Consider the following 20481-nt stretch of genomic DNA (forward strand, 5'->3'; position numbering starts at 1 on the left):
TGAACGTTATAGTAACAATAGCTTTCTCTGCAGTTTATTATGTATAAAATATATATTTGTTGCTTTTTACACAATCATGTATATCGCATTCTACAATGGAGTATTCTCGCTGAGGATATTTCTTCAAATTAATACCGGCAATGTATTAATTTGAAGAGTGAGCATTATAATGAGAGAAGGGGGATGCATTGCTAATATTTTTAGAGAGTGGAAGGTTGCTGTATAGATGGCATAGTTATAAAATTATAGAAATATTACATGTATTATTTTTATTTCAATCGTATCAGGGGTTATCTTGCACAGTACATGATGGCTCTGTTACTAATGTTAAAAAGAAAACCGCGATTACCTTGTGTTTGTATATTATAGCTTATCATTTTTCCTGAAAAGACATAGAAGTCAGGAAGAAGTAGTGCCAGTTTATCATCCTCAACTTGATCAATAATATCGAATTTATTTATTTTATTGGAGGTGAGATGCAAGGTGTTATAATTTTCAGTCCATGTGTATTCAATATCACGTCGAATTGCTTTATAAGCCTTTTTATTTTGTTTCCATGTGCCGCTCAGTGCAACTATACCTGTCTTTTTGTTTTGATTATACATAAAGTCAAGGGTGAGATTGGCTTGTCCCTGGTCATTAAAAATAACCCAGTTAGCTGTACATTTTTCATTGTATGCGATTTTCTCTTTAGAATAATTATAGGTAATAAAAAACACAAATCCACTAATAAAACATAAAATAAGTATCAGGCTTTTTTTATAACGAGTCACGATTAACCCCACGATAAGACAAAGTTAAACAGCCTGTAACTTCGTTATTTCTATAGCTTTTTTTGCAGGCCATAACAATCAAACCCGGAAACGACCTGGCAAGGGGAAAATATAACCATGGATATTTTTTGCAGTCAATTCCTGTCTCTAATATATGGTTTTTATATTTATCGAAATCTTTCAGACCATCGATGCTATCTTCTGTAACATTAAAATGACAACCATTTATTTCTGCAACAGTCCGGTAATCTCTAAAGAATGGTTTGGGTTGGTTATTATTCCATAGTAAAAATGCGGTAAGCAAACCCACACCAAATGCACTTAACATTGGTAAATAAAATTTAGAGCGCGAGAGTCTGTTCCTGACATGATTATCTGGAGCAGCATTTATCTCTTTAACCTCATCTGTAACGTTCAAATTGAGGGGAGAGTTATGCTTTTGAACATCTATTGAAGAGGGTGGGGTATGATTTTCTATGTTGATATCGTTATTGAGCTTGAACCCTTTTCTCGGCACGGTTGCAATAAGCGAATGAGTCGTATCGCCAACCGCGCGAAACCCACGCCTGATAATCGATATGTTTTGGTATAACGTGTTGACCGGTACACGCATACCTTCTTCTTCCCAGACTCTGGAGAAAAAGTCCTGCTGGGCGACCACATCTGGAAAAGCTTCGAGTAGCAACGATAAACACCTGCTTGCGGGCGTTGTCAGAACAACGTTCAACTCGGCGTCATGTACCGAAATTAATTTCTTGTGTTCCGGCCAGAACTCAATATTATTGTTAATAATCCAGTACATAGGTCAATAAAACACAGCATTAAGAAAATTGAAATGAGATAGTTTGGTAAGTATATTAGTATTTACCTAATAAATATATATTAATTTTATATTCACTACGACAATTATAATTGCAATATATTAATGCAACTTAAAACACCATGTGTATTAACATATTTAACGCTTATAACGTCTACTTCCCGGGCTTTTTCGCTCATGAATTTTTGAAATGGCACACAAAATTCACATAATTAAACTAAAAATTAACAAGCGGAATTGGAAGCTCATCTTATAAAACACGGGCATCATTATAAATGCCCGTATATACAATTATTATTGTCGATAGTTACGTTTCAATGCTGAACTGAGTTCGAACGTATAAATAATTCGTTTATTTTACCACCCATCCTTTTTTCAATTCTTTGCTTGTAGGCGTAGATGCTGCGGATATCCATGTCGAGAGTGTCTGCAATTTGATATGGATTATAGCCAGATACCATATGCCCCATTATGGTGAACTCCATTTGAGTCAATGTATTGCCTCTGGTAAATGACAGGTAACGACCAATAAACAGCTGCCTGATCTTCTCGTTAGCAACATCCAGTCCATCATCATTATATATAATAGCTGATATTGCGGGATTGTGTTTTCTCCAGTAATTAGCAAGAGATTGCATATTCCTGTCGCTTATCAACACAATTCCCATTTCCGTACTTGCAAGATACTCAATCCAGTCTTTATCCAGAAAAAGACGTAAAAAACTTACTGAAAAATCTACAAAAATATATCCACTTAATCGAGCATTGTGATTTTTACTTAATATGCCTTCAACCACACCACGATTAAAATACGAACTATCTTCGGGCCACATACAAAAACAGGCGTTTGCACAATACTGCAAGCGCGGTGACTTTTCTGGCATTATTTGGCAATGCATTGAGCAACTATTGCATGTAAGACTTTTATATCTACTACAAAGTCTCATGTTAATAACCTCCCTATTCATAGATAATCGCATAATTTCATTGGTTATTGATGATGTCAATACGCTCTGATTTAATAAGCTTTTAATGGGGATTTGCGTTTAATCTGTATTTGATATTATTCTCAATAAGATATTTAAGAATACATCATTAAGTTTTAAATATGGCTGGATTTCACTCGGTTAACCATGTTGGGCTTATTGCAAATCAGATAAGTGCCTAACGCATTAGGAATATCTATACTGCAAATTGTTTTCGAATAACCAGACGATATCGTGTAAATCTAAGTGATGCATCTTAAATAGTCTTATTTAAGATGTTCAGATTTTTACTGAGGATAACAGCTTGATATTGTTTGTTTATGCTATAGATGGTCAGGAGGGTGATTAATGGTGGAGAGGCATTGTAAGAACTGGAATGGTTCAAAATAAGGACTATTTTGAACCATTCACATCAGCGATTAACTAAAGAACATTACCGATACGCACAGGATACCCACGATCAACGTAATTAGATTTCCGATGGAACGCCAGGGTTTAAGGGCAGGAATGAGATACGTAGACAGTGTTGGCATGATAAAAAGAATCATGGCAATGAGCGGACCACTGATCGCGTAAATCATCGAAATTGCGTTAGGGTTGATGCAGCAGACAATGAAAGTAATCAGCGATACCAACATAATTGACAGCGCGCGGTTAAATGCTCGGCTTTTTTTAACTCCCGCCTGCTGTAACGTGGTTTTGACTAATTCCGTCGCACCTTCAATAACGCCAAAGTAGGTGCCTAAAAATGATTTAGACATGGCAACTACCGCGACAATAATCCCGGAAATTGACAACCACGCAGGGGCATTTGGCAGCATAGATAGTGCCGATAAAATGGTGACGCCTTCCTCTTTTGCCGCCTCAATATATGAAGGTGGAATTGATAACAGGCAGCTAAAGACGAAGAACAGCACGCTCACGCAGATGATGAGATAAGCGACCTTCATAATTTTTTTGCATTTATCCATAGCGTGTTCGCCGTATTTTTCTCGTCTGTCGATAGCAAACGTAGAAATAATCGGAGTATGGCTAAAGGCGAAAACCATCACGGGAATCGATATCCATATCTGGTGAAGGGTATTCTGATTGAACTCTACCTGGGTTGTTAATAAAGAAGGCTGCCAGCTACCGACCAGGTAGATGGAAAGAAATAAGAAGTAGGCAATCAGCGGGAAAACCAAAAATCCCATTACCCGAATTGTGGCGTGACGCCCCATCAGAAAAATAAGATTCAGGATTAACACAACGCCAAGACTCACCAGCATACGGATGCGTAGATCAATGACCATATGCTTCGCCAGCTGTTCAGTGAGTGAGTTGGTGATTGCCACTGCGTATATCAACACCACGACAAAAAAGGCAATGAAGTACAGAGTGGTAATCAGATTACCGATCTTTTTGCCATAGTAGTGAGTTACCGCGCCAGTGATCCCTTCGCCTGCCGATGTTTTTGAAGAAAGGATGAACTGGCATAAGGCTTTATGTGGCCAATATGTTAAAGGCCAGGCGACCAGTGCAGTAATAAACAGAACCACCGCTCCTGCTGAACCTAATTGAATAGGAAGGAAGAGCGTGCCTGCGCCAACGGCTGTGCCGTAGAGTGCGAAGCTCCAGAGAGTTTCTTCTTTTGACCAAATTTTAGACATTATTTGAACGTATCATCTACAAATTAAACAAAATGGAGGGCAATTTACCATAAACCAGGCCAGTCATGGGAGATTAACGCTATATCAACCTCTGGATTGGTGTGTTAGTAGATGCAAACCTTGCGTGCCAGTCAGATATCATCCTCCCTTCTTACGGTAAATTTCCTTTGTGATAAAAATCACTTTTTTTAAACATTTTGGATAATTGAAATTAACAATCATTTACTATTGCGCTGTTAATTGGTGCGAGGTTGTGATGAAAGATGTTGTGATTGTCGGTGCGTTACGAACACCTATCGGCTGCTTTCGTGGAGCGTTGGCTGGTCATTCTGCGGTGGAACTAGGCAGCCTGGTCGTGAAAGCATTATTAGAGCGCACCGGCGTTGCTGCACATGCGGTGGATGAAGTGATTCTTGGACAGGTTCTTACTGCCGGGGCAGGGCAGAATCCAGCACGGCAATCGGCCATTAAAGGTGGTCTTCCCAACAGCGTTTCGGCAATTACCATTAATGATGTTTGTGGTTCCGGGCTAAAAGCTCTGCATCTTGCTACTCAGGCGATTCAGTGTGGTGAGGCTGATATTGTTATTGCCGGTGGTCAGGAAAATATGAGTCGTGCGCCACATGTTTTGACTGATAGCCGCACCGGAGCACAGCTTGGCGATAGCCAATTGGTTGATAGCCTGGTGCATGATGGATTGTGGGATGCATTCAATGATTACCATATTGGTGTCACTGCCGAAAATCTGGCGCGCGAATATGGTATCAGTCGTCAATTACAAGATGCCTACGCACTTAGCTCACAACAGAAAGCGCGGGCGGCCATTGATGCCGGACGATTCAAAGATGAGATCGTCCCGGTCAGAACGCAAAGCAATGGGCAGTTACTGATTGTTGATACCGATGAGCAGCCGCGTACCGATGCCAGTGCCGAAGGGCTGGCTAGTTTAAATCCGTCCTTTGATAGTCACGGTTCTGTTACCGCAGGAAATGCCTCATCCATCAATGATGGCGCGGCTGCGGTAATGATGATGAGCGAAGCCAAAGCACATGCGTTGAATTTACCCGTACTGGCACGTATTCGCGCCTTTGCCAGCGTTGGTGTTGATCCTGCGCTGATGGGCATTGCTCCTGTGTATGCGACTCGCCGTTGCCTGGAGCGTGTAGGCTGGCAGTTGGCTGATGTCGATCTTATTGAGGCTAATGAAGCATTTGCCGCGCAGGCGCTTTCTGTTGGCAAGATGCTTGAATGGGATGAACGCCGGGTCAATGTCAATGGCGGCGCGATTGCATTGGGTCATCCGATTGGCGCCTCTGGCTGTCGCATTTTGGTTTCTTTGGTTCATGAAATGGTGAAACGCAACGCTCGTAAAGGATTGGCTACACTCTGTATTGGTGGTGGTCAGGGCGTGGCATTAACTATTGAGCGTGACGATTAGATCTGTATTTCTTCCTTATCCGTTAAACCTCTACCGCCATCAAGCTGCTTTATAATGATGGCTGGCACGTCTATGCATGTCCCATATAGAACCTGACTTTTTCCTTTCCCCTGCTTATTCGTGATCGATACTACACTTTTTACAATCGTCATCTTAAAAATGAAACAATGTTTTATTTTTAATTGAAAAGAGCACATCACGGGCTTATCATCCTTCAATAGAAAAACGAAACGATGTTTCATAATCGTTCTGGTTTCACACTTCAATGATTATCGGAGGTTGATGTGGACGTAAGACAAAGCATCCATAGCGCGCACGCGAAAACACTGGATACCCAAGGGCTGCGCAATGAATTTTTGGTTGAAAAGGTATTCGTCGCGGATGAGTACACCATGGTTTACAGCCACATTGACCGTATTATTGTTGGCGGCATTATGCCGGTAACTAAAACGGTTTCCGTTGGCGGGGAGGTTGGTAAGCAACTGGGCGTAAGCTACTTCCTTGAACGTCGCGAGCTAGGGGTTATCAATATTGGCGGAACCGGTACGATTACCGTCGATGGTCAATGCTACGAAATCGGTCACCGCGACGCCCTCTATGTTGGTAAAGGTGCAAAAGAAGTTGTTTTTGCCAGCATTGATAGTGCCACTCCGGCGAAGTTTTATTACAACTGCGCACCTGCTCACACGACGTATCCCACGAAAAAAGTCACGCCATCTGAAGTGTCTCCGGTTACGCTGGGCGATAATCTCACCAGTAACCGCCGCACGATTAACAAATACTTTGTGCCGGATGTGCTGGAAACCTGCCAGTTGAGTATGGGGCTGACAGAACTGGCACCGGGAAACCTGTGGAATACCATGCCGTGCCACACCCACGAGCGCCGGATGGAAGTTTACTTCTATTTCAACATGGACGATGACGCCTGCGTTTTCCACATGATGGGGCAGCCGCAAGAAACGCGTCACATTGTGATGCATAACGAACAGGCGGTGATTTCCCCAAGCTGGTCTATCCATTCAGGTGTAGGAACCAGGGCTTATACCTTTATCTGGGGCATGGTCGGTGAAAACCAGGTCTTTGATGATATGGACCACGTTGCCATTAAAGATCTGCGCTAGTCGCGGATATAAATTAATAAGGTATTATCATGATTTTAAATGCATTTTCTCTTGAAGGTAAAGTTGCAGTTGTCACCGGTTGTGACACTGGGCTGGGGCAGGGAATGGCGTTGGGTCTGGCGCAAGCGGGCTGTGACATTGTGGGTATCAACATTGTTGAGCCAACTGAGACCATTGAACAGGTCACTGCGCTGGGGCGCCGTTTTTTAAGTCTGACCGCCGATCTGCGTAAGATTGATGGTATTCCAGCACTGCTGGATCGTGCGGTGGCTGAATTTGGTCATATTGATATCCTGGTGAATAACGCCGGATTAATTCGCCGCGAAGATGCTCTCGATTTCAGCGAAAAAGACTGGGACGATGTGATGAATCTGAATATCAAAAGCGTGTTCTTCATGTCCCAGGCGGCGGCGAAGCACTTTATCGCGCAGGGTAATGGCGGCAAGATTATTAATATCGCGTCAATGCTTTCATTCCAGGGCGGGATCCGTGTGCCCTCATATACCGCATCAAAAAGCGGCGTGATGGGTGTGACGCGCCTGATGGCGAACGAATGGGCAAAACACAACATCAACGTTAATGCGATTGCTCCGGGTTATATGGCGACCAACAATACTCAGCAACTGCGGGCTGATGAACAGCGTAGTGCGGAAATTTTGGAGCGCATTCCTGCGGGGCGTTGGGGGTTGCCGAGCGATCTGATGGGGCCGGTGGTGTTTCTGGCATCCTGTGCTTCTGACTATGTTAATGGCTACACCATTGCCGTGGATGGCGGCTGGTTAGCACGTTAATTCATCTTGCTTACATTTATGACCCTGTCACATTGGCAGGGTTTTTTATTTCTGATAATCAACATAATCCATATCATGGCTATTAAATAATCCATATTAATTATCAATTGATGAGTTTTGTTAGTTTTAACTGCTTTAAAATTAGTTGCTTAATTATAATGTCATTAATTTTACTTAATTTTAAAAGTGTAATGTCCATCACATAACTGCATGTGGCAGCAATTTAATCCATATTTATGCTATTTCCGACCTGACACCTGAGTTAATTGTTCACGTATTTTTTCACTATGTCTTACTCTGTGCTGGCAGGAAAAAATGGTTACTATCAATACGGAATCTGCTTTAACGCCGCGCCCTCTGCGTGATACGCGGCGTATGAATATGTTTGTTTCGGTAGCTGCTGCGGTCGCGGGATTGTTATTCGGTCTTGATATCGGGGTTATCGCAGGTGCATTACCATTTATCACCGATCACTTTGTGCTGACCAGTCGTTTGCAGGAATGGGTGGTCAGTAGCATGATGCTTGGCGCAGCAATCGGTGCGCTGTTTAACGGCTGGCTGTCGTTCCGTTTGGGACGTAAATACAGCCTGATGGCTGGTGCTGTACTGTTCGTATTGGGCTCAATAGGATCAGCGTTTGCCACCAGTGTCGAAATGTTAATCGCGGCCCGTGTGGTTCTGGGGATTGCGGTGGGGATTGCCTCTTACACTGCGCCACTGTATCTCTCTGAAATGGCGAGTGAAAACGTGCGTGGCAAGATGATCAGTATGTACCAGTTAATGGTCACGCTTGGCATCGTTCTGGCGTTTTTATCCGACACGGCATTCAGCTATAGCGGTAACTGGCGTGCGATGTTAGGTGTTCTTGCCTTACCGGCAGTTCTGTTGATTATTCTGGTGGTATTTCTGCCGAATAGCCCGCGCTGGCTGGCGGAAAAGGGGCGTCATATTGAGGCGGAAGAAGTGCTGCGTATGCTGCGCGATACGTCGGAAAAAGCGCGAGAAGAACTCAATGAAATTCGTGAAAGCCTGAAATTAAAACAGGGCGGTTGGGCGCTGTTTAAGATCAACCGTAATGTCCGTCGAGCAGTGTTCCTCGGTATGTTGTTGCAGGCGATGCAGCAGTTTACTGGTATGAACATCATCATGTACTACGCGCCGCGCATCTTCAAAATGGCGGGCTTTACGACCACAGAGCAACAGATGATTGCGACTCTGGTGGTGGGGCTGACATTTATGTTCGCCACCTTTATTGCTGTCTTTACGGTAGATAAAGCGGGGCGTAAACCGGCACTGAAAATTGGTTTTAGCGTGATGGCGCTGGGCACGTTGGTATTGGGCTATTGCCTGATGCAGTTTGATAACGGTACGGCTTCCAGTGGTTTGTCCTGGCTCTCTGTTGGCATGACGATGATGTGTATTGCCGGTTATGCGATGAGCGCCGCGCCAGTGGTGTGGATCCTGTGCTCCGAAATTCAGCCGCTGAAATGCCGCGATTTTGGTATTACCTGTTCGACCACTACGAACTGGGTGTCGAACATGATTATCGGCGCGACCTTCCTGACTCTGCTCGATAGCATCGGCGCGGCAGGTACGTTCTGGCTCTACACTGCGCTGAACATTGCGTTTGTTGGCATCACCTTCTGGCTTATTCCGGAAACCAAGAATGTCACGCTGGAACATATCGAACGTAGACTGATGGCTGGTGAGAAATTGAGAAATATCGGTGTCTGATTTCACAGGCCGGATGTGCTGTACATCCGGCCTTTTTTTCGCTAATAGAGATCTGGCACCAGGCCGTTGAGGCGTTTGTTTCGTTCCTTAATCAGCTCTGTTGCGGTAACTCACATCAGGAGAGAGGAATGAAAACAATTGGTTTGCTGGGAGGAATGAGCTGGGAATCCACCATTCCTTACTATCGCCTGATAAATGAAGGCATTAAACAGCGACTTGGCGGGCTTCACTCTGCGCAAGTGCTGCTACATAGCGTCGATTTTCATGAAATAGAAGAGTGCCAACGTCGCGGTGAGTGGGACAAAACAGGAGAGATTCTTGCCAGTGCGGCGCTTGGATTACAGCGGGCAGGAGCAGAAGGCATTGTGTTATGTACCAATACGATGCACAAAGTAGCAGATGTTATCGAGTCTCGTTGCTCACTGCCTTTCTTACATATTGCGGATGCCACCGGGCGTGCCATCACCCGTGTTGGAATGACGCGCGTGGCGCTGCTGGGAACGCGCTACACCATGGAACAGGATTTTTATCGTGGACGGCTGGCAGAGCAATTTTCTATCGATTGTCTGGTGCCTGAAGCGGATGAGCGGGCGAAAATTAATCAGATTATTTTTGAAGAGCTGTGTCTGGGGCAATTTACCGAAACGTCACGCGCTTATTATGCGCAAGTCATTACTCGTCTCGCAGAACAGGGGGCGCAGGGCGTCATTTTTGGCTGTACTGAAATTGGTTTACTGGTGCCAGAAGAGCGCAGTGTCCTGCCCGTGTTCGATACCACCGCTCTTCATGCCGAGGATGCCGTCGCTTTTATGCTGTCGTAATTCGCTACAAAATAGCGTTAAGTGAGGCAACCAGATTCGGTAAACCTGCCTGTAAGTGCTCACTAAATGCCTGCACCAGTGCTGATGACGGACGGTGCAGGGGGCGAATCAGGCTAACGGTGAACGGAACTGCAATACTAAATCGCCGCACCACTAAACCGCTTGCCGCATAATCCAGTGCGGTGAGCGGGTTAACCACGGAAACTCCCGCCCCCGCCCGTACCATCGCGCAGACTGACGCGGCGCTATGGGTTTCCACAATCATGCGGCGTTTAACCTGATGTTCATTAAATAGTTGATCCAACAACTGGCGATAGCTATCAGTACGGGAAAGGCTGATGTAATTCTCACCCTGAAAATCTTCCGGCGTTAATACCTCTTTTGCCGCCAGCGAATGCCCCTGTGGTAAAACACAGACTTCATCTAAAGACAGTAATTCAGTACGTTCCGTACCCGCAGGCGTATGCAGCGTCTCGGTGAGGCCTAAATCATGGCGCTGGGCTGAGAGCCACTCTTCAAGTAGCGGCGATTCCTGCGGCACAATGTTTAAGCTGACTTCAGGATAGCGGGCCAGAAACGGTTGCATCAGTGGCGGCAAAAAAGACTGCGAAAAGACCGGCAAGCAGGCAATAGACAGTTCGCCCTGGCGAAATTCGCGCAAACTTTCTGCGGCACTGACAATGCGATCCAGGCCGTACCAGGATCGCTGCACCTCTTCAAACAACCGCAGCCCTTGCACGGTAGGATGTAATCGTCCGCGTACGCGCTCAAACAATTTCATCCCAATTACTTTTTCAAAGCGCGCCAGTTCGCGGCTGACGGTGGGTTGTGAAGTATGTAGCAGTTGTGCTGCTTCAGTCAGGCTTCCGGCGGTCATTACCGCATGAAAAATTTCAATATGACGTAAGTTAACGGCGGCCATCTGCTTAATCTCATTCTCCGGTAATCCATATCATTTTTGCATAGACCTGGCATAAATCGATATTTTTTATTCTTTTTATGATGTGGCGTAATCATAAAAAAGCACTTATTCGGAGTTTGTTATGCCACATTCACTGTTCAGCACCGATACCGATCTCACCGCCGAAAATCTGCTGCGCTTGCCTGCAGAATTTGGCTGCCCGGTTTGGGTCTACGATGCACAAATCATTCGTCGGCAGATTGCGGCTCTGAAGCAGTTTGATGTGGTGCGCTTCGCACAGAAAGCCTGTTCCAATATTCATATTTTGCGCTTAATGCGAGAGCAGGGCGTGAAAGTAGATTCCGTCTCGTTGGGCGAAATCGAGCGCGCGCTGGCGGCGGGTTACAATCCACAAACGCATCCCGATGACATCGTCTTTACCGCTGATGTTATCGACCAGGCGACGCTCGAGCGTGTCAGTGAATTGCAAATTCCGGTGAATGCGGGTTCTGTCGATATGCTCGACCAACTAGGCCAGGTTTCGCCAGGGCATCGGGTATGGCTGCGCGTTAACCCGGGGTTTGGTCATGGGCATAGCCAAAAAACCAATACCGGCGGCGAAAACAGCAAGCACGGTATCTGGTACACCGATCTTCCCGCCGCACTGGAAGTGATACAGCGGCATCAATTGCAGCTGGTCGGCATTCACATGCACATTGGTTCCGGTGTTGACTATGCACATCTGGAACAGGTGTGTGGTGCGATGGTGCGGCAGGTTATCGACTTTGGTCAGGATTTACAGGCGATTTCTGCTGGCGGTGGGCTTTCTGTGCCTTATCAGCAGGGAGAAGAAGCGGTTGATACCGAACATTATTATGGCCTGTGGAATGCGGCACGTGAGCAGATTGCTCATTATCTGGGTCACCCTGTGAAACTGGAAATTGAACCAGGTCGTTTCCTGGTGGCGCAGTCTGGTGTGTTGATTACCCAGGTGCGAAGCGTCAAACAGATGGGGAGCCGCCACTTTGTGCTGGTTGACGCCGGATTTAACGATCTGATGCGCCCGGCAATGTACGGCAGTTACCATCACATTAGCGCACTGGCGGCTGATGGTCATTCCCTTGAGCACGCACTAATGGTGGAAACCGTTGTCGCCGGGCCGCTATGTGAATCGGGGGATGTTTTTACCCAGCAGGAGGGGGGGAATGTCGAAACCCGTGCTTTGCCGGAAGTGAAGGCGGGGGATTATCTGGTACTGCATGATACTGGCGCATATGGTGCGTCAATGTCATCAAACTACAATAGTCGCCCACTGCTGCCAGAAGTTCTGTTTGATAATGGTCAGGCGCGGTTGATTCGCCGTCGCCAGACCATTGAAGAATTACTGGCGCTTGAGTTGCTTTAATCGCGGCTAGTTGCTGGAGGCGTTATGACTTGCCTCCAGTGACGGTGTTGAAACTGAATGGCGACGTACCAGCGTTGGACTAAAGACGTTGGTAATTTCAGGAAGCGGGTGATTGTTCGCCAGTGCCAAAGCCAGTTCGGCAGCCTGAGTCGCCATCGTTACAATTGGATAGCGTACTGTCGTCAAACGCGGACGAACATAGCGCGATACCAGCACATCATCAAAGCCAATCAATGAAATCTCACCCGGTACATCAATACCATTATCATTGAGTACACCCATCGCGCCCGCCGCCATTGAGTCGTTATAACAGGCCACGGCAGTGAAATTTCGCCCCCTTCCCAGCAGTTCAGTCATTGCCTGTTCGCCGCCGCTTTCATCCGGTTCGCCAAAAGTTACCAGCCGATCATTGGCCGGAATACCGCTTTCGGCAAGGGCATCGTAATAACCCTGCAGACGATCTTCGGCGTCAGAAATAGAGTGGTTAGAGCAGAGATAACCAATGCGAGTATGGCCTTGTTGAATCAAATGACGCGTCGCCAGCCAGGCGCCATAACGATCGTCCAGTGCGATGCAACGATTCTCAAACCCCGGAAGGATCCGGTTGATCAGCACCATGCCGGGCATTTGTTTCATCAATGCTGTCAAATCGGCATCGGGAATCATTTTGGCATGAACGACCAGTGCGGCGCAGCGATGGCGGATCAACTGCTCAATGGCCTGACGTTCTTTTTGCTCGTTGTGGTAACCATTACCAATCAATAAAAAATTACCCGTGTGATAAGCCACCTGTTCAACCGCTTTCACCATTGCGCCGAAAAAAGGATCGGAGACATCACCAACAATCAACCCAACGGTTTCGGTGGCCTGTTGTGCCAGCGCCCGGGCGTTGGCGTTCGGGTGATAGCTAAGAGACTCCATTGCACTATGTACAGCCAGCCGGGAAGCTTCGCTGGCTTTGGGAGAATTATTAATGACGCGGGAAACTGTGGCGACTGAAACGCCTGCCAGTCGGGCTACATCCTTTATGGTCGCCATGAAAATACCTTTGTGGGTAAACGCTTACATTCTGTCAGTGTTACGGAAAACGTCCGTTGGTTCAAGGGGCGTGGTACTTTCAGCGCGGGGATTGTGAGCGAAACGCAAATAAGTAAGACAAAAAAAGAGATTGCAAACCTTTGGTTACACTTTGCGAAACGCTGTTGCGATTGACCGCTGGTGGCGTTTGGCTTCAGATTGATAAAGTGGTGATCCCAGAGGTATTGATAGGTGAAGTCAACTTCGGGTTGATCACATGAATTACACCAACCTGCGCAGATGCGCAGGTTTTTTTTGTCTGTCATCAATCTGTAACAGTAACCGATAATTTACACACCTGGTTGCATTTCCCTTCACTCCTTTGCGTTTTCTCGCTGGCGAACAGTCTGTGTACAGACCACAATCAAGATCCCAGAGGTATTGATTGGTGAGATTATTCGGTACGCTCTTCGTACCCTGTCTCTTGCACCAGCCTGCGCGGATGCGCAGGTTTTTTTTCGCCCCCATTTTACTGTCGCTCGTGTTCTCCTTCTGGTGTAATCTCGCACCATTCGCTTTTACTGAAGATTGAGCAAAGGGAGTTGGAATGCTTTTTAGCTTTTTTCGTAATTTGTGCCGTGTCCTGTACCGTGTTCGCGTGACAGGCGACACCAAGGCACTGAAGGGCGAGCGTGTTCTTATTACGCCCAATCACGTCTCATTTATTGATGGCATATTGCTGGCGCTGTTTTTACCCGTTCGCCCTGTTTTTGCCGTTTACACCTCTATCAGCCAGCAGTGGTATATGCGTTGGCTGAAATCATTTATCGACTTCGTTCCTCTCGACCCGACGCAACCCATGGCAATTAAACATCTGGTACGTCTGGTTGAACAGGGGCGACCGGTGGTTATTTTCCCTGAAGGACGAATTACGACAACCGGCTCGCTGATGAAAATCTACGATGGCGCGGGTTTTGTCGCTGCGAAGTCAGGTGCGACAGTCATTCCAGTGCGTATTGAAGGGGCGGAACTTACGCACTTCAGCCGCCTGAAAGGTCTGGTTAAACGTCGCTTGTTCCCGCAAATTCATCTGCATATTTTGCCACCAACGCAAGTGCAGATGCCGGATGCGCCGCGTGCCCGTGACCGTCGCAAAATCGCTGGCGAAATGCTGCATCAAATTATGATGGAAGCGCGTATGGCTGTGCGCCCGCGTGAAACGCTGTACGAATCCTTTTTGAGTGCAATGTACCGCTTCGGTGCGGGTAAAAAGTGTGTCGAAGATGTCAATTTTACCCCTGATACCTATCGCAAATTACTTACCAAAACGCTGTTTGTTGGTCGCATCCTCGAAAAATACAGTGTTGAAGGAGAGCGCATCGGCTTAATGCTGCCCAATGCGGGCATCAGTGCGGCAGTGATTTTCGGGGCTATCGCTCGTCGTCGTATTCCGGCCATGATGAACTACACCGCCGGGGTAAAAGGGCTGACCAGCGCCATTACGGCGGCTGAAATAAAAACCATCTTCACTTCCCGTCAGTTTCTCGATAAAGGCAAACTCTGGCATCTGCCGGAACAGCTTACTCAGGTGCGTTGGGTTTATCTGGAAGATTTAAAAGCGGACGTCACCACTGCCGACAAAGTGTGGATCTTCGCGCATTTGCTGGTGCCGCGCCTGGCACAGGTAAAACAGCAGCCAGAAGAAGAGGCGCTGATCCTCTTTACCTCCGGTTCTGAAGGCCATCCGAAAGGCGTGGTCCATAGCCATAAAAGTATTCTGGCGAACGTCGAGCAGATTAAAACTATTGCCGACTTCACCACCAATGACCGCTTTATGTCGGCATTGCCACTGTTCCACTCTTTTGGTCTGACTGTTGGCCTGTTTACGCCACTGCTGACGGGGGCGGAAGTGTTCCTTTATCCAAGTCCGCTGCACTACCGCATTGTGCCGGAACTGGTGTACGACCGCAGTTGTACCGTGCTTTTTGGCACCTCGACCTTCCTCGGTCACTACGCGCGCTTTGCCAACCCGTATGACTTCTATCGTCTACGCTATGTGGTGGCAGGTGCGGAGAAATTGCAAGAAAGCACCAAACAGCTTTGGCAGGATAAATTTGGCCTGCGCATTCTTGAAGGTTACGGTGTGACGGAATGTGCGCCGGTGGTGTCCATCAACGTACCGATGGCGGCGAAACCAGGTACGGTAGGGCGTATTTTGCCTGGTATGGATGCTCGACTGCTGGCGGTTCCGGGTATCGAAGACGGTGGTCGCCTGCAACTAAAAGGGCCGAACATTATGAACGGCTACCTGCGCGTGGAGAAACCGGGCGTGCTGGAAGTGCCCACCGCCGAGAATGTTCGCGGCGAGATGGAGCGCGGCTGGTATGACACGGGCGATATCGTGCGTTTCGACGAACAGGGCTTTGTGCAGATTCAGGGGCGCGCGAAACGCTTTGCCAAAATTGCAGGCGAAATGGTGTCGCTGGAAATGGTGGAACAACTGGCCATTGGCGTTTCTCCAGACAAGATGCATGCCACTGCGATTAAGAGCGATGCCAGCAAAGGTGAGGCGCTGGTGCTTTTCACCACGGACAGTGAACTGGCGCGCGATAAACTGCAACAGTATGCCCGCGAGCACGGCGTGCCGGAACTTGCCGTACCGCGCGACATTCGCTATCTGAAACAGATGCCATTACTGGGCAGCGGTAAACCTGACTTTGTCACGTTGAAAAGCTGGGTAGACGAAGCGGAACAACACGATGAGTGAGTCAGTGCACACTAACACTTCGCTGTGGTCGAAGGGGATGAAAGCAGTTATCGTCGCGCAGTTTCTTTCTGCGTTTGGTGATAACGCGCTGCTGTTTGCTACTCTGGCGTTACTGAAAGCGCAGTTCTATCCGGAGTGGAGTCAGCCTGTCCTGCAAATGGTGTTTGTAGGTGCTTACATTCTTTTTGCGCCGTTTGTCGGGCAGGTGGCGGATAGCTTTGCCAAAGGCCGGGTAATGATGTTTGCTAACGGCCTTAAGCTGTTGGGCGCTGCCAGTATCTGCTTTGGCATCAATCCCTTTCTCGGCTATACGCTGGTGGGAATTGGTGCGGCAGCGTATTCACCGGCGAAATACGGGATTCTTGGTGAATTAACCACGGGTAGTAAGTTAGTGAAAGCTAACGGTTTAATGGAAGCATCCACCATTGCGGCGATTTTGCTCGGTTCCGTAGCCGGTGGTGTACTGGCAGACTGGCATATTCTGGTCGCCCTGGCGGCATGTGCGCTGGCCTACGGCGGGGCGGTCGTCGCCAATATCTATATTCCAAAACTGGCGGCGGCGCGTCCGGGGCAGTCGTGGAATCTCATCAACATGACCCGCAGTTTCCTGAATGCCTGCACCTCGCTATGGCGCAATGGTGAAACGCGTTTTTCGCTGGTAGGCACCAGTTTGTTCTGGGGAGCGGGCGTCACGCTGCGTTTCCTGCTGGTGCTATGGGTGCCGGTGGCGCTGGGCATTACCGATAACGCTACGCCGACCTATCTCAACGCCATGGTGGCGATTGGCATCGTGGTTGGCGCAGGTGCGGCAGCGAAGCTGGTCACGCTGGAAACCGTTTCACGCTGTATGCCTGCCGGGATTTTAATTGGCGTGGTAGTGCTGATTTTCTCCCTGCAACACGATCTACTTCCTGCCTATGCCTTGCTGATGTTGATTGGCGTACTTGGCGGCTTTTTTGTCGTTCCGCTCAATGCGTTGTTACAGGAGCGGGGTAAAAAAAGCGTCGGGGCGGGGAATGCGATTGCAGTACAGAACCTGGGCGAAAACAGTGCCATGTTGCTGATGTTGGGGATTTATTCACTGGCGATCATGGTAGGCATCCCGGTCGTGCCCATTGGCATTGGCTTCGGTACGCTGTTTGCGCTGGCAATAACGGCGCTGTGGGTCTGGCAACGCCGTCATTAATATTTAACGCCGGTTTTAACCGGCGTTAATCCTTAAGGTGCCGGATAAGTATAAACCTGATGCACCGCTTCAATTTCAGCCAATACGTCTTCGCTTAACTCCAGATGCAAACTTTCGATGTTGGTTTTCAACTGTTCCATCGTCGTTGCGCCCAGCAGCGTGCTGGCAACAAACGGTTGGCGGCGTACAAAAGCGAGCGCCATCTGAGCAGGATCCAGGCCATGACGTCTGGCAATATCAACATACGCCGCGACGGCTTTTTGCGTTTGCTCACCACTATAACGGGTGAACCGACTAAAGAGCGTATTACGCGCACCAGCCGGTTTTGCACCATTGAGATATTTACCGGTCAGCGTGCCGAAACCCAGGCACGAATAGGCCAGCAACTCGACGCCTTCATACTGGCTGACTTCCGCCAGACCCACTTCAAAGCTGCGGTTTAACAGACTATAGGGGTTCTGAATAGTGACGATGCGCGGCAGATCGTGTTTGTCCGCCAGATGTAGATAACGCATTACGCCAAATGCGGTTTCATTCGACACGCCGATATAACGAATTTTCCCTGCGCGTTGGTATTCTGCCAGTGCATCCAGCGTATCCAGCAGCGAAACCGCAGGCGCGGAATCCGTCCAACTATAACCGAGTTTGCCGAAGCAGTTGGTCGGGCGCTGCGGCCAGTGTACCTGATAAAGATCGAGGTAATCAGTCTGTAGGCGCTTGAGGCTGTCATGCAGAGCTTCGCGGATATTCTTCCTGTCCAGCGCCTGATCCGGGCGAATTCCCTTGTCATTATTGCGCGACGGTCCGCTCACTTTGGAGGCGATAATTAACTTTTCGCGGTTGCCATGTTTTGCCAGCCAGTTACCGACATAGGTTTCAGTCAATCCCTGCGTTTCGGGGCGCGGCGGTACAGGGTACATCTCGGCAACGTCAATAAGATTAATGCCCTGAGCGACGGCATAGTCGAGTTGTGCGTGGGCGTCGGCTTCGCTGTTCTGTTCACCAAACGTCATCGTGCCAAGCCCCAGCGTGCTGACTTCCAGCGAGCTGTGGGGTATACGGTGATATTGCATAGCCGTTTCCTTTTTATAATCACGACATAAGGAATATAAAAATGGCAGAGGGAAGGGAAAAGGGAAAGCGAAAAATCTTAAGGTCAGCCGGATGCTGACCTTATTTTTTAACGTTCAATAATTTGCGAGACATCATCGCGGTTAATTTGCATCGCGTTACCTTGTTGATCGTGATAACTCACAAGCCCGGTATCATCGTCAATTTCCGGTTTTCCATCAGTCAGGATCATTCGACCATCTTTAGTGGCCATCACATAATCACTACTACAACCGGAAACAGCAAATGCCAGTCCGACTGCGGAAATTAATACTGCCCATTTTTTCATCCGGTTATCCTCATTAAGCCCATCAATGATAATAGTCTGTTTATAATCTGACGTTATACATCTTGAAAGCAGGAAAGTCTTAAACTGTGAGAATAAAGGGAAGACGTTCGCTCTCCCACTGGAGAGCGAACGGAATATCAGAGCGGATTCTTTTTATTGCGAATCAGGTTGAGGCTTTCTACTGCAATGGAGAAGAACATTGCGAAGTAGATGTAACCTTTCGGTACGTGGATATCGAAACTTTCCAGTATCAGGGTAAAGCCCACCAGAATCAGGAAAGAGAGCGCCAGCATTTTTACCGAAGGGTGGCGTTCAACAAAATCACCAATCGAACGCGCGGCGAACATCATCACACCTACTGCAATGACGACGGCCGCCATCATAATAAACAGATGATCCGACAGACCCACGGCGGTAATCACTGAATCGAGGCTGAAAATAATATCCAGCAGCATAATCTGTACGATAGCACCGAGGAATGATGAAACGCGTGTTTTCAGCCCTTCTTCTTCACCTTCGATAGATTCGTGGATCTCCTTACTGGCTTTCCAGATAAGGAACAGACCACCCAGCAGCAGAATCAAATCACGAGCGGAAATTTCCTGACTGAAAATTGTAAAAAGCGGATTCGTCAGGCGCGTAACCCAGGCAATCGACGCCAGCAGCGCCAGACGCATAACCATGGCTCCAGCCAGTCCCAGACGCCGCGCGTGACCACGCTGTGCGGTGGGCAACTTTGCGACCACCAGAGAAAGGAAAATAATATTATCGATCCCAAGAACGATCTCCAGCAGCGTCAGCGTACCGAGCGCAAGCCAGGCGTTAGGATCGGTTATCCATGCAAATAACATCTAAAAAGCCCTGCCAAAAAAATGAAGCGGTAATTATATGCCCGGAATGCAGCAGGTCAAAGCGATGGCTACTGGATCAAAAAATGACGGGCCAGCAGTGCGCTGGTGAACTTCTTCTTCAGATAAAATCCGCGCGGCAATGTCAGAATTCGTTCGCCCCGGGCGCCAATGGCTTCGGTGAGAGCTTTCGCATTCGCCGCTTTCGGTCGTATTTGCAAATATTCCCCGTGACGAGCGGTGATTCGCTCAACCTGACCGAGGACAATCATATCCATCAATTCTTCCCAGTCTTCGCGTAGCTGTCGGTCTTCCTCTTCGTTCGGACTCCACAACAACGGTGCTCCTACGCGACGCTGCGCCAGCGGGATGCTGCGCTCGCCTTCAACCGGTATCCATAACACCCGTTTAAGTTTGTGGCGGACGTGACTGGTTTCCCAGGTCACACCGCTATTGCCGGTTAATGGTGCAACACAAACGAATGTCGTTTCCAGCGGACGACCAAGACTATCCACAGGGATAGTTTTGAGTTCCACGCCTAATGCGGCAAAATCTTGTTCAGGTTTACTCCCTGCGCTGGCGCCAAGCCAGATCTCCAGTAACACACCGATCCAACCTTTATCGCGTTTTAAATTCTCCGGCGCAACCAACCCGGCAAGTGCTGCCAGTTCACCCAGGGTATAGCCAGAAAGTTGCTGTGCTTGTGCTAATAACTGCGCTTCAGTTTCGGGAGGAGAGGACAATGGGCGAGGTTGAGACATGGCATTACACCTTGGTTAAAAAATAAGCAGCTATTTTGTACCGAATATTCAGAGTGTAACTTTT

The 20481-nt window shown here is 47.9% G+C and carries 18 protein-coding genes; 8 read left to right on the forward strand and 10 right to left on the reverse strand.

Annotated elements, in window-relative coordinates:
- Window positions 1–290: 290 nt before the first annotated feature.
- The 4 genes from A7Z06_RS13265 to A7Z06_RS13280 form a co-directional block, all read right to left on the reverse strand.
- A complete protein-coding gene (locus tag A7Z06_RS13265; protein WP_000199215.1) occupies window positions 291–773 on the reverse strand; it encodes a hypothetical protein in 483 nt (160 codons plus the stop codon).
- Window positions 760–1575, reverse strand: a complete 816-nt coding sequence (locus A7Z06_RS13270; protein ID WP_010347994.1) for a winged helix-turn-helix domain-containing protein — start codon at window positions 1573–1575, stop codon at window positions 760–762. Before A7Z06_RS13270 ends, A7Z06_RS13265 begins: the two co-directional genes overlap by 14 nt.
- A 332-nt stretch (window positions 1576–1907) precedes the next feature.
- Entirely contained in the window at window positions 1908–2540 is a 633-nt protein-coding gene (locus A7Z06_RS13275) for a helix-turn-helix transcriptional regulator (protein ID WP_010354900.1), read from the reverse strand.
- A 458-nt stretch (window positions 2541–2998) separates the two neighbouring features.
- On the reverse strand, window positions 2999–4228 hold the full coding sequence (locus tag A7Z06_RS13280; RefSeq protein ID WP_000036849.1) for an amino acid permease: 1230 nt from the start codon (window positions 4226–4228) through the stop codon (window positions 2999–3001).
- Between the two features lie 256 nt (window positions 4229–4484).
- Between A7Z06_RS13280 and A7Z06_RS13285 the strand changes: the two genes are divergently transcribed.
- The 5 genes from A7Z06_RS13285 to A7Z06_RS13310 all read left to right on the forward strand — a co-directional run bounded on the left by A7Z06_RS13285 (window position 4485) and on the right by A7Z06_RS13310 (window position 10133).
- Entirely contained in the window at window positions 4485–5666 is a 1182-nt protein-coding gene (locus A7Z06_RS13285; protein WP_000656049.1) for an acetyl-CoA C-acetyltransferase, read from the forward strand.
- 284 nt (window positions 5667–5950) lie between these two features.
- Entirely contained in the window at window positions 5951–6787 is an 837-nt protein-coding gene (gene kduI / locus A7Z06_RS13295) for a 5-dehydro-4-deoxy-D-glucuronate isomerase (protein WP_000383255.1), read from the forward strand.
- Between the two features lie 29 nt (window positions 6788–6816).
- Entirely contained in the window at window positions 6817–7578 is a 762-nt protein-coding gene (gene kduD, locus A7Z06_RS13300; RefSeq protein WP_000602500.1) for a 2-dehydro-3-deoxy-D-gluconate 5-dehydrogenase KduD, read from the forward strand.
- A gap of 315 nt (window positions 7579–7893) precedes the next feature.
- On the forward strand, window positions 7894–9312 hold the full coding sequence (araE, locus tag A7Z06_RS13305; RefSeq protein WP_000256430.1) for an arabinose-proton symporter AraE: 1419 nt from the start codon (window positions 7894–7896) through the stop codon (window positions 9310–9312).
- Between the two features lie 128 nt (window positions 9313–9440).
- Complete coding sequence (locus A7Z06_RS13310) at window positions 9441–10133, forward strand: aspartate/glutamate racemase (RefSeq protein WP_000848678.1); 693 nt, start codon at window positions 9441–9443, stop codon at window positions 10131–10133.
- Between the two features lie 4 nt (window positions 10134–10137).
- Here A7Z06_RS13310 and lysR read toward each other — a convergent pair whose 3' ends face one another.
- Entirely contained in the window at window positions 10138–11055 is a 918-nt protein-coding gene (gene lysR, locus A7Z06_RS13315) for a DNA-binding transcriptional regulator LysR (protein WP_000741845.1), read from the reverse strand.
- 121 nt (window positions 11056–11176) lie between these two features.
- Between lysR and lysA the strand changes: the two genes are divergently transcribed.
- The gene (gene lysA, locus A7Z06_RS13320) at window positions 11177–12439 is read left to right on the forward strand and encodes a diaminopimelate decarboxylase (protein ID WP_105279456.1); all 1263 of its coding nucleotides are present in this window, start codon (window positions 11177–11179) and stop codon (window positions 12437–12439) included.
- 6 nt (window positions 12440–12445) lie between these two features.
- Here the strand turns inward: lysA and galR are convergent, their stop codons facing one another.
- Window positions 12446–13477: an HTH-type transcriptional regulator GalR gene (gene galR / locus A7Z06_RS13325; RefSeq protein WP_000201036.1), complete on the reverse strand. Its 1032-nt coding sequence runs from the start codon at window positions 13475–13477 to the stop codon at window positions 12446–12448.
- A 586-nt stretch (window positions 13478–14063) separates the two neighbouring features.
- On the opposite strand from galR, the gene aas reads away from it, so the two are divergent.
- Together aas and lplT are read left to right on the forward strand one after the other, a co-directional pair.
- Window positions 14064–16223 carry a bifunctional acyl-ACP--phospholipid O-acyltransferase/long-chain-fatty-acid--ACP ligase gene (aas, locus tag A7Z06_RS13335; protein WP_000899017.1) on the forward strand — a complete coding sequence of 720 codons (2160 nt, stop codon included), beginning with the start codon at window positions 14064–14066 and terminating at the stop codon, window positions 16221–16223.
- Complete coding sequence (gene lplT / locus A7Z06_RS13340) at window positions 16216–17409, forward strand: lysophospholipid transporter LplT (RefSeq protein ID WP_000004642.1); 1194 nt, start codon at window positions 16216–16218, stop codon at window positions 17407–17409. Before aas ends, lplT begins: the two co-directional genes overlap by 8 nt.
- A 32-nt stretch (window positions 17410–17441) precedes the next feature.
- Here lplT and A7Z06_RS13345 read toward each other — a convergent pair whose 3' ends face one another.
- From A7Z06_RS13345 to mutH, 4 genes are all read right to left on the reverse strand, one after another.
- Window positions 17442–18482, reverse strand: a complete 1041-nt coding sequence (locus A7Z06_RS13345) for an NADP(H)-dependent aldo-keto reductase (protein ID WP_001199281.1) — start codon at window positions 18480–18482, stop codon at window positions 17442–17444.
- 107 nt (window positions 18483–18589) lie between these two features.
- On the reverse strand, window positions 18590–18808 hold the full coding sequence (ygdR, locus tag A7Z06_RS13350; RefSeq protein ID WP_000758660.1) for a lipoprotein YgdR: 219 nt from the start codon (window positions 18806–18808) through the stop codon (window positions 18590–18592).
- A gap of 137 nt (window positions 18809–18945) precedes the next feature.
- Complete coding sequence (locus tag A7Z06_RS13355; protein ID WP_000895631.1) at window positions 18946–19659, reverse strand: TerC family protein; 714 nt, start codon at window positions 19657–19659, stop codon at window positions 18946–18948.
- Between the two features lie 68 nt (window positions 19660–19727).
- The gene (gene mutH / locus A7Z06_RS13360; protein ID WP_000082203.1) at window positions 19728–20417 is read right to left on the reverse strand and encodes a DNA mismatch repair endonuclease MutH; all 690 of its coding nucleotides are present in this window, start codon (window positions 20415–20417) and stop codon (window positions 19728–19730) included.
- Window positions 20418–20481: the final 64 nt, after the last annotated feature.

Source organism: Escherichia sp. MOD1-EC6819 (genome assembly GCF_002965765.1).
GTDB classification, from domain to species: Bacteria; Pseudomonadota; Gammaproteobacteria; order Enterobacterales; family Enterobacteriaceae; genus Escherichia; species Escherichia ruysiae.

Excerpts from the sequence above, each read along its gene's own strand:
- A7Z06_RS13270 (WP_010347994.1), bottom strand. The coding sequence starts at position 1,575 with ATGTACTGGATTATTAACAATAATATTGAGTTCTGGCCGGAACACAAG.
- A7Z06_RS13275 (WP_010354900.1), bottom strand. The coding sequence starts at position 2,540 with ATGAGACTTTGTAGTAGATATAAAAGTCTTACATGCAATAGTTGCTCA.
- A7Z06_RS13280 (WP_000036849.1), bottom strand. The coding sequence starts at position 4,228 with ATGTCTAAAATTTGGTCAAAAGAAGAAACTCTCTGGAGCTTCGCACTC.
- A7Z06_RS13285 (WP_000656049.1), top strand. The coding sequence starts at position 4,485 with ATGAAAGATGTTGTGATTGTCGGTGCGTTACGAACACCTATCGGCTGC.
- kduD (WP_000602500.1), top strand. The coding sequence starts at position 6,817 with ATGATTTTAAATGCATTTTCTCTTGAAGGTAAAGTTGCAGTTGTCACC.
- araE (WP_000256430.1), top strand. The coding sequence starts at position 7,894 with ATGGTTACTATCAATACGGAATCTGCTTTAACGCCGCGCCCTCTGCGT.
- A7Z06_RS13310 (WP_000848678.1), top strand. The coding sequence starts at position 9,441 with ATGAAAACAATTGGTTTGCTGGGAGGAATGAGCTGGGAATCCACCATT.
- lysR (WP_000741845.1), bottom strand. The coding sequence starts at position 11,055 with ATGGCCGCCGTTAACTTACGTCATATTGAAATTTTTCATGCGGTAATG.
- lysA (WP_105279456.1), top strand. The coding sequence starts at position 11,177 with ATGCCACATTCACTGTTCAGCACCGATACCGATCTCACCGCCGAAAAT.
- galR (WP_000201036.1), bottom strand. The coding sequence starts at position 13,477 with ATGGCGACCATAAAGGATGTAGCCCGACTGGCAGGCGTTTCAGTCGCC.
- aas (WP_000899017.1), top strand. The coding sequence starts at position 14,064 with ATGCTTTTTAGCTTTTTTCGTAATTTGTGCCGTGTCCTGTACCGTGTT.
- lplT (WP_000004642.1), top strand. The coding sequence starts at position 16,216 with ATGAGTGAGTCAGTGCACACTAACACTTCGCTGTGGTCGAAGGGGATG.
- A7Z06_RS13345 (WP_001199281.1), bottom strand. The coding sequence starts at position 18,482 with ATGCAATATCACCGTATACCCCACAGCTCGCTGGAAGTCAGCACGCTG.
- ygdR (WP_000758660.1), bottom strand. The coding sequence starts at position 18,808 with ATGAAAAAATGGGCAGTATTAATTTCCGCAGTCGGACTGGCATTTGCT.
- A7Z06_RS13355 (WP_000895631.1), bottom strand. The coding sequence starts at position 19,659 with ATGTTATTTGCATGGATAACCGATCCTAACGCCTGGCTTGCGCTCGGT.
- mutH (WP_000082203.1), bottom strand. The coding sequence starts at position 20,417 with ATGTCTCAACCTCGCCCATTGTCCTCTCCTCCCGAAACTGAAGCGCAG.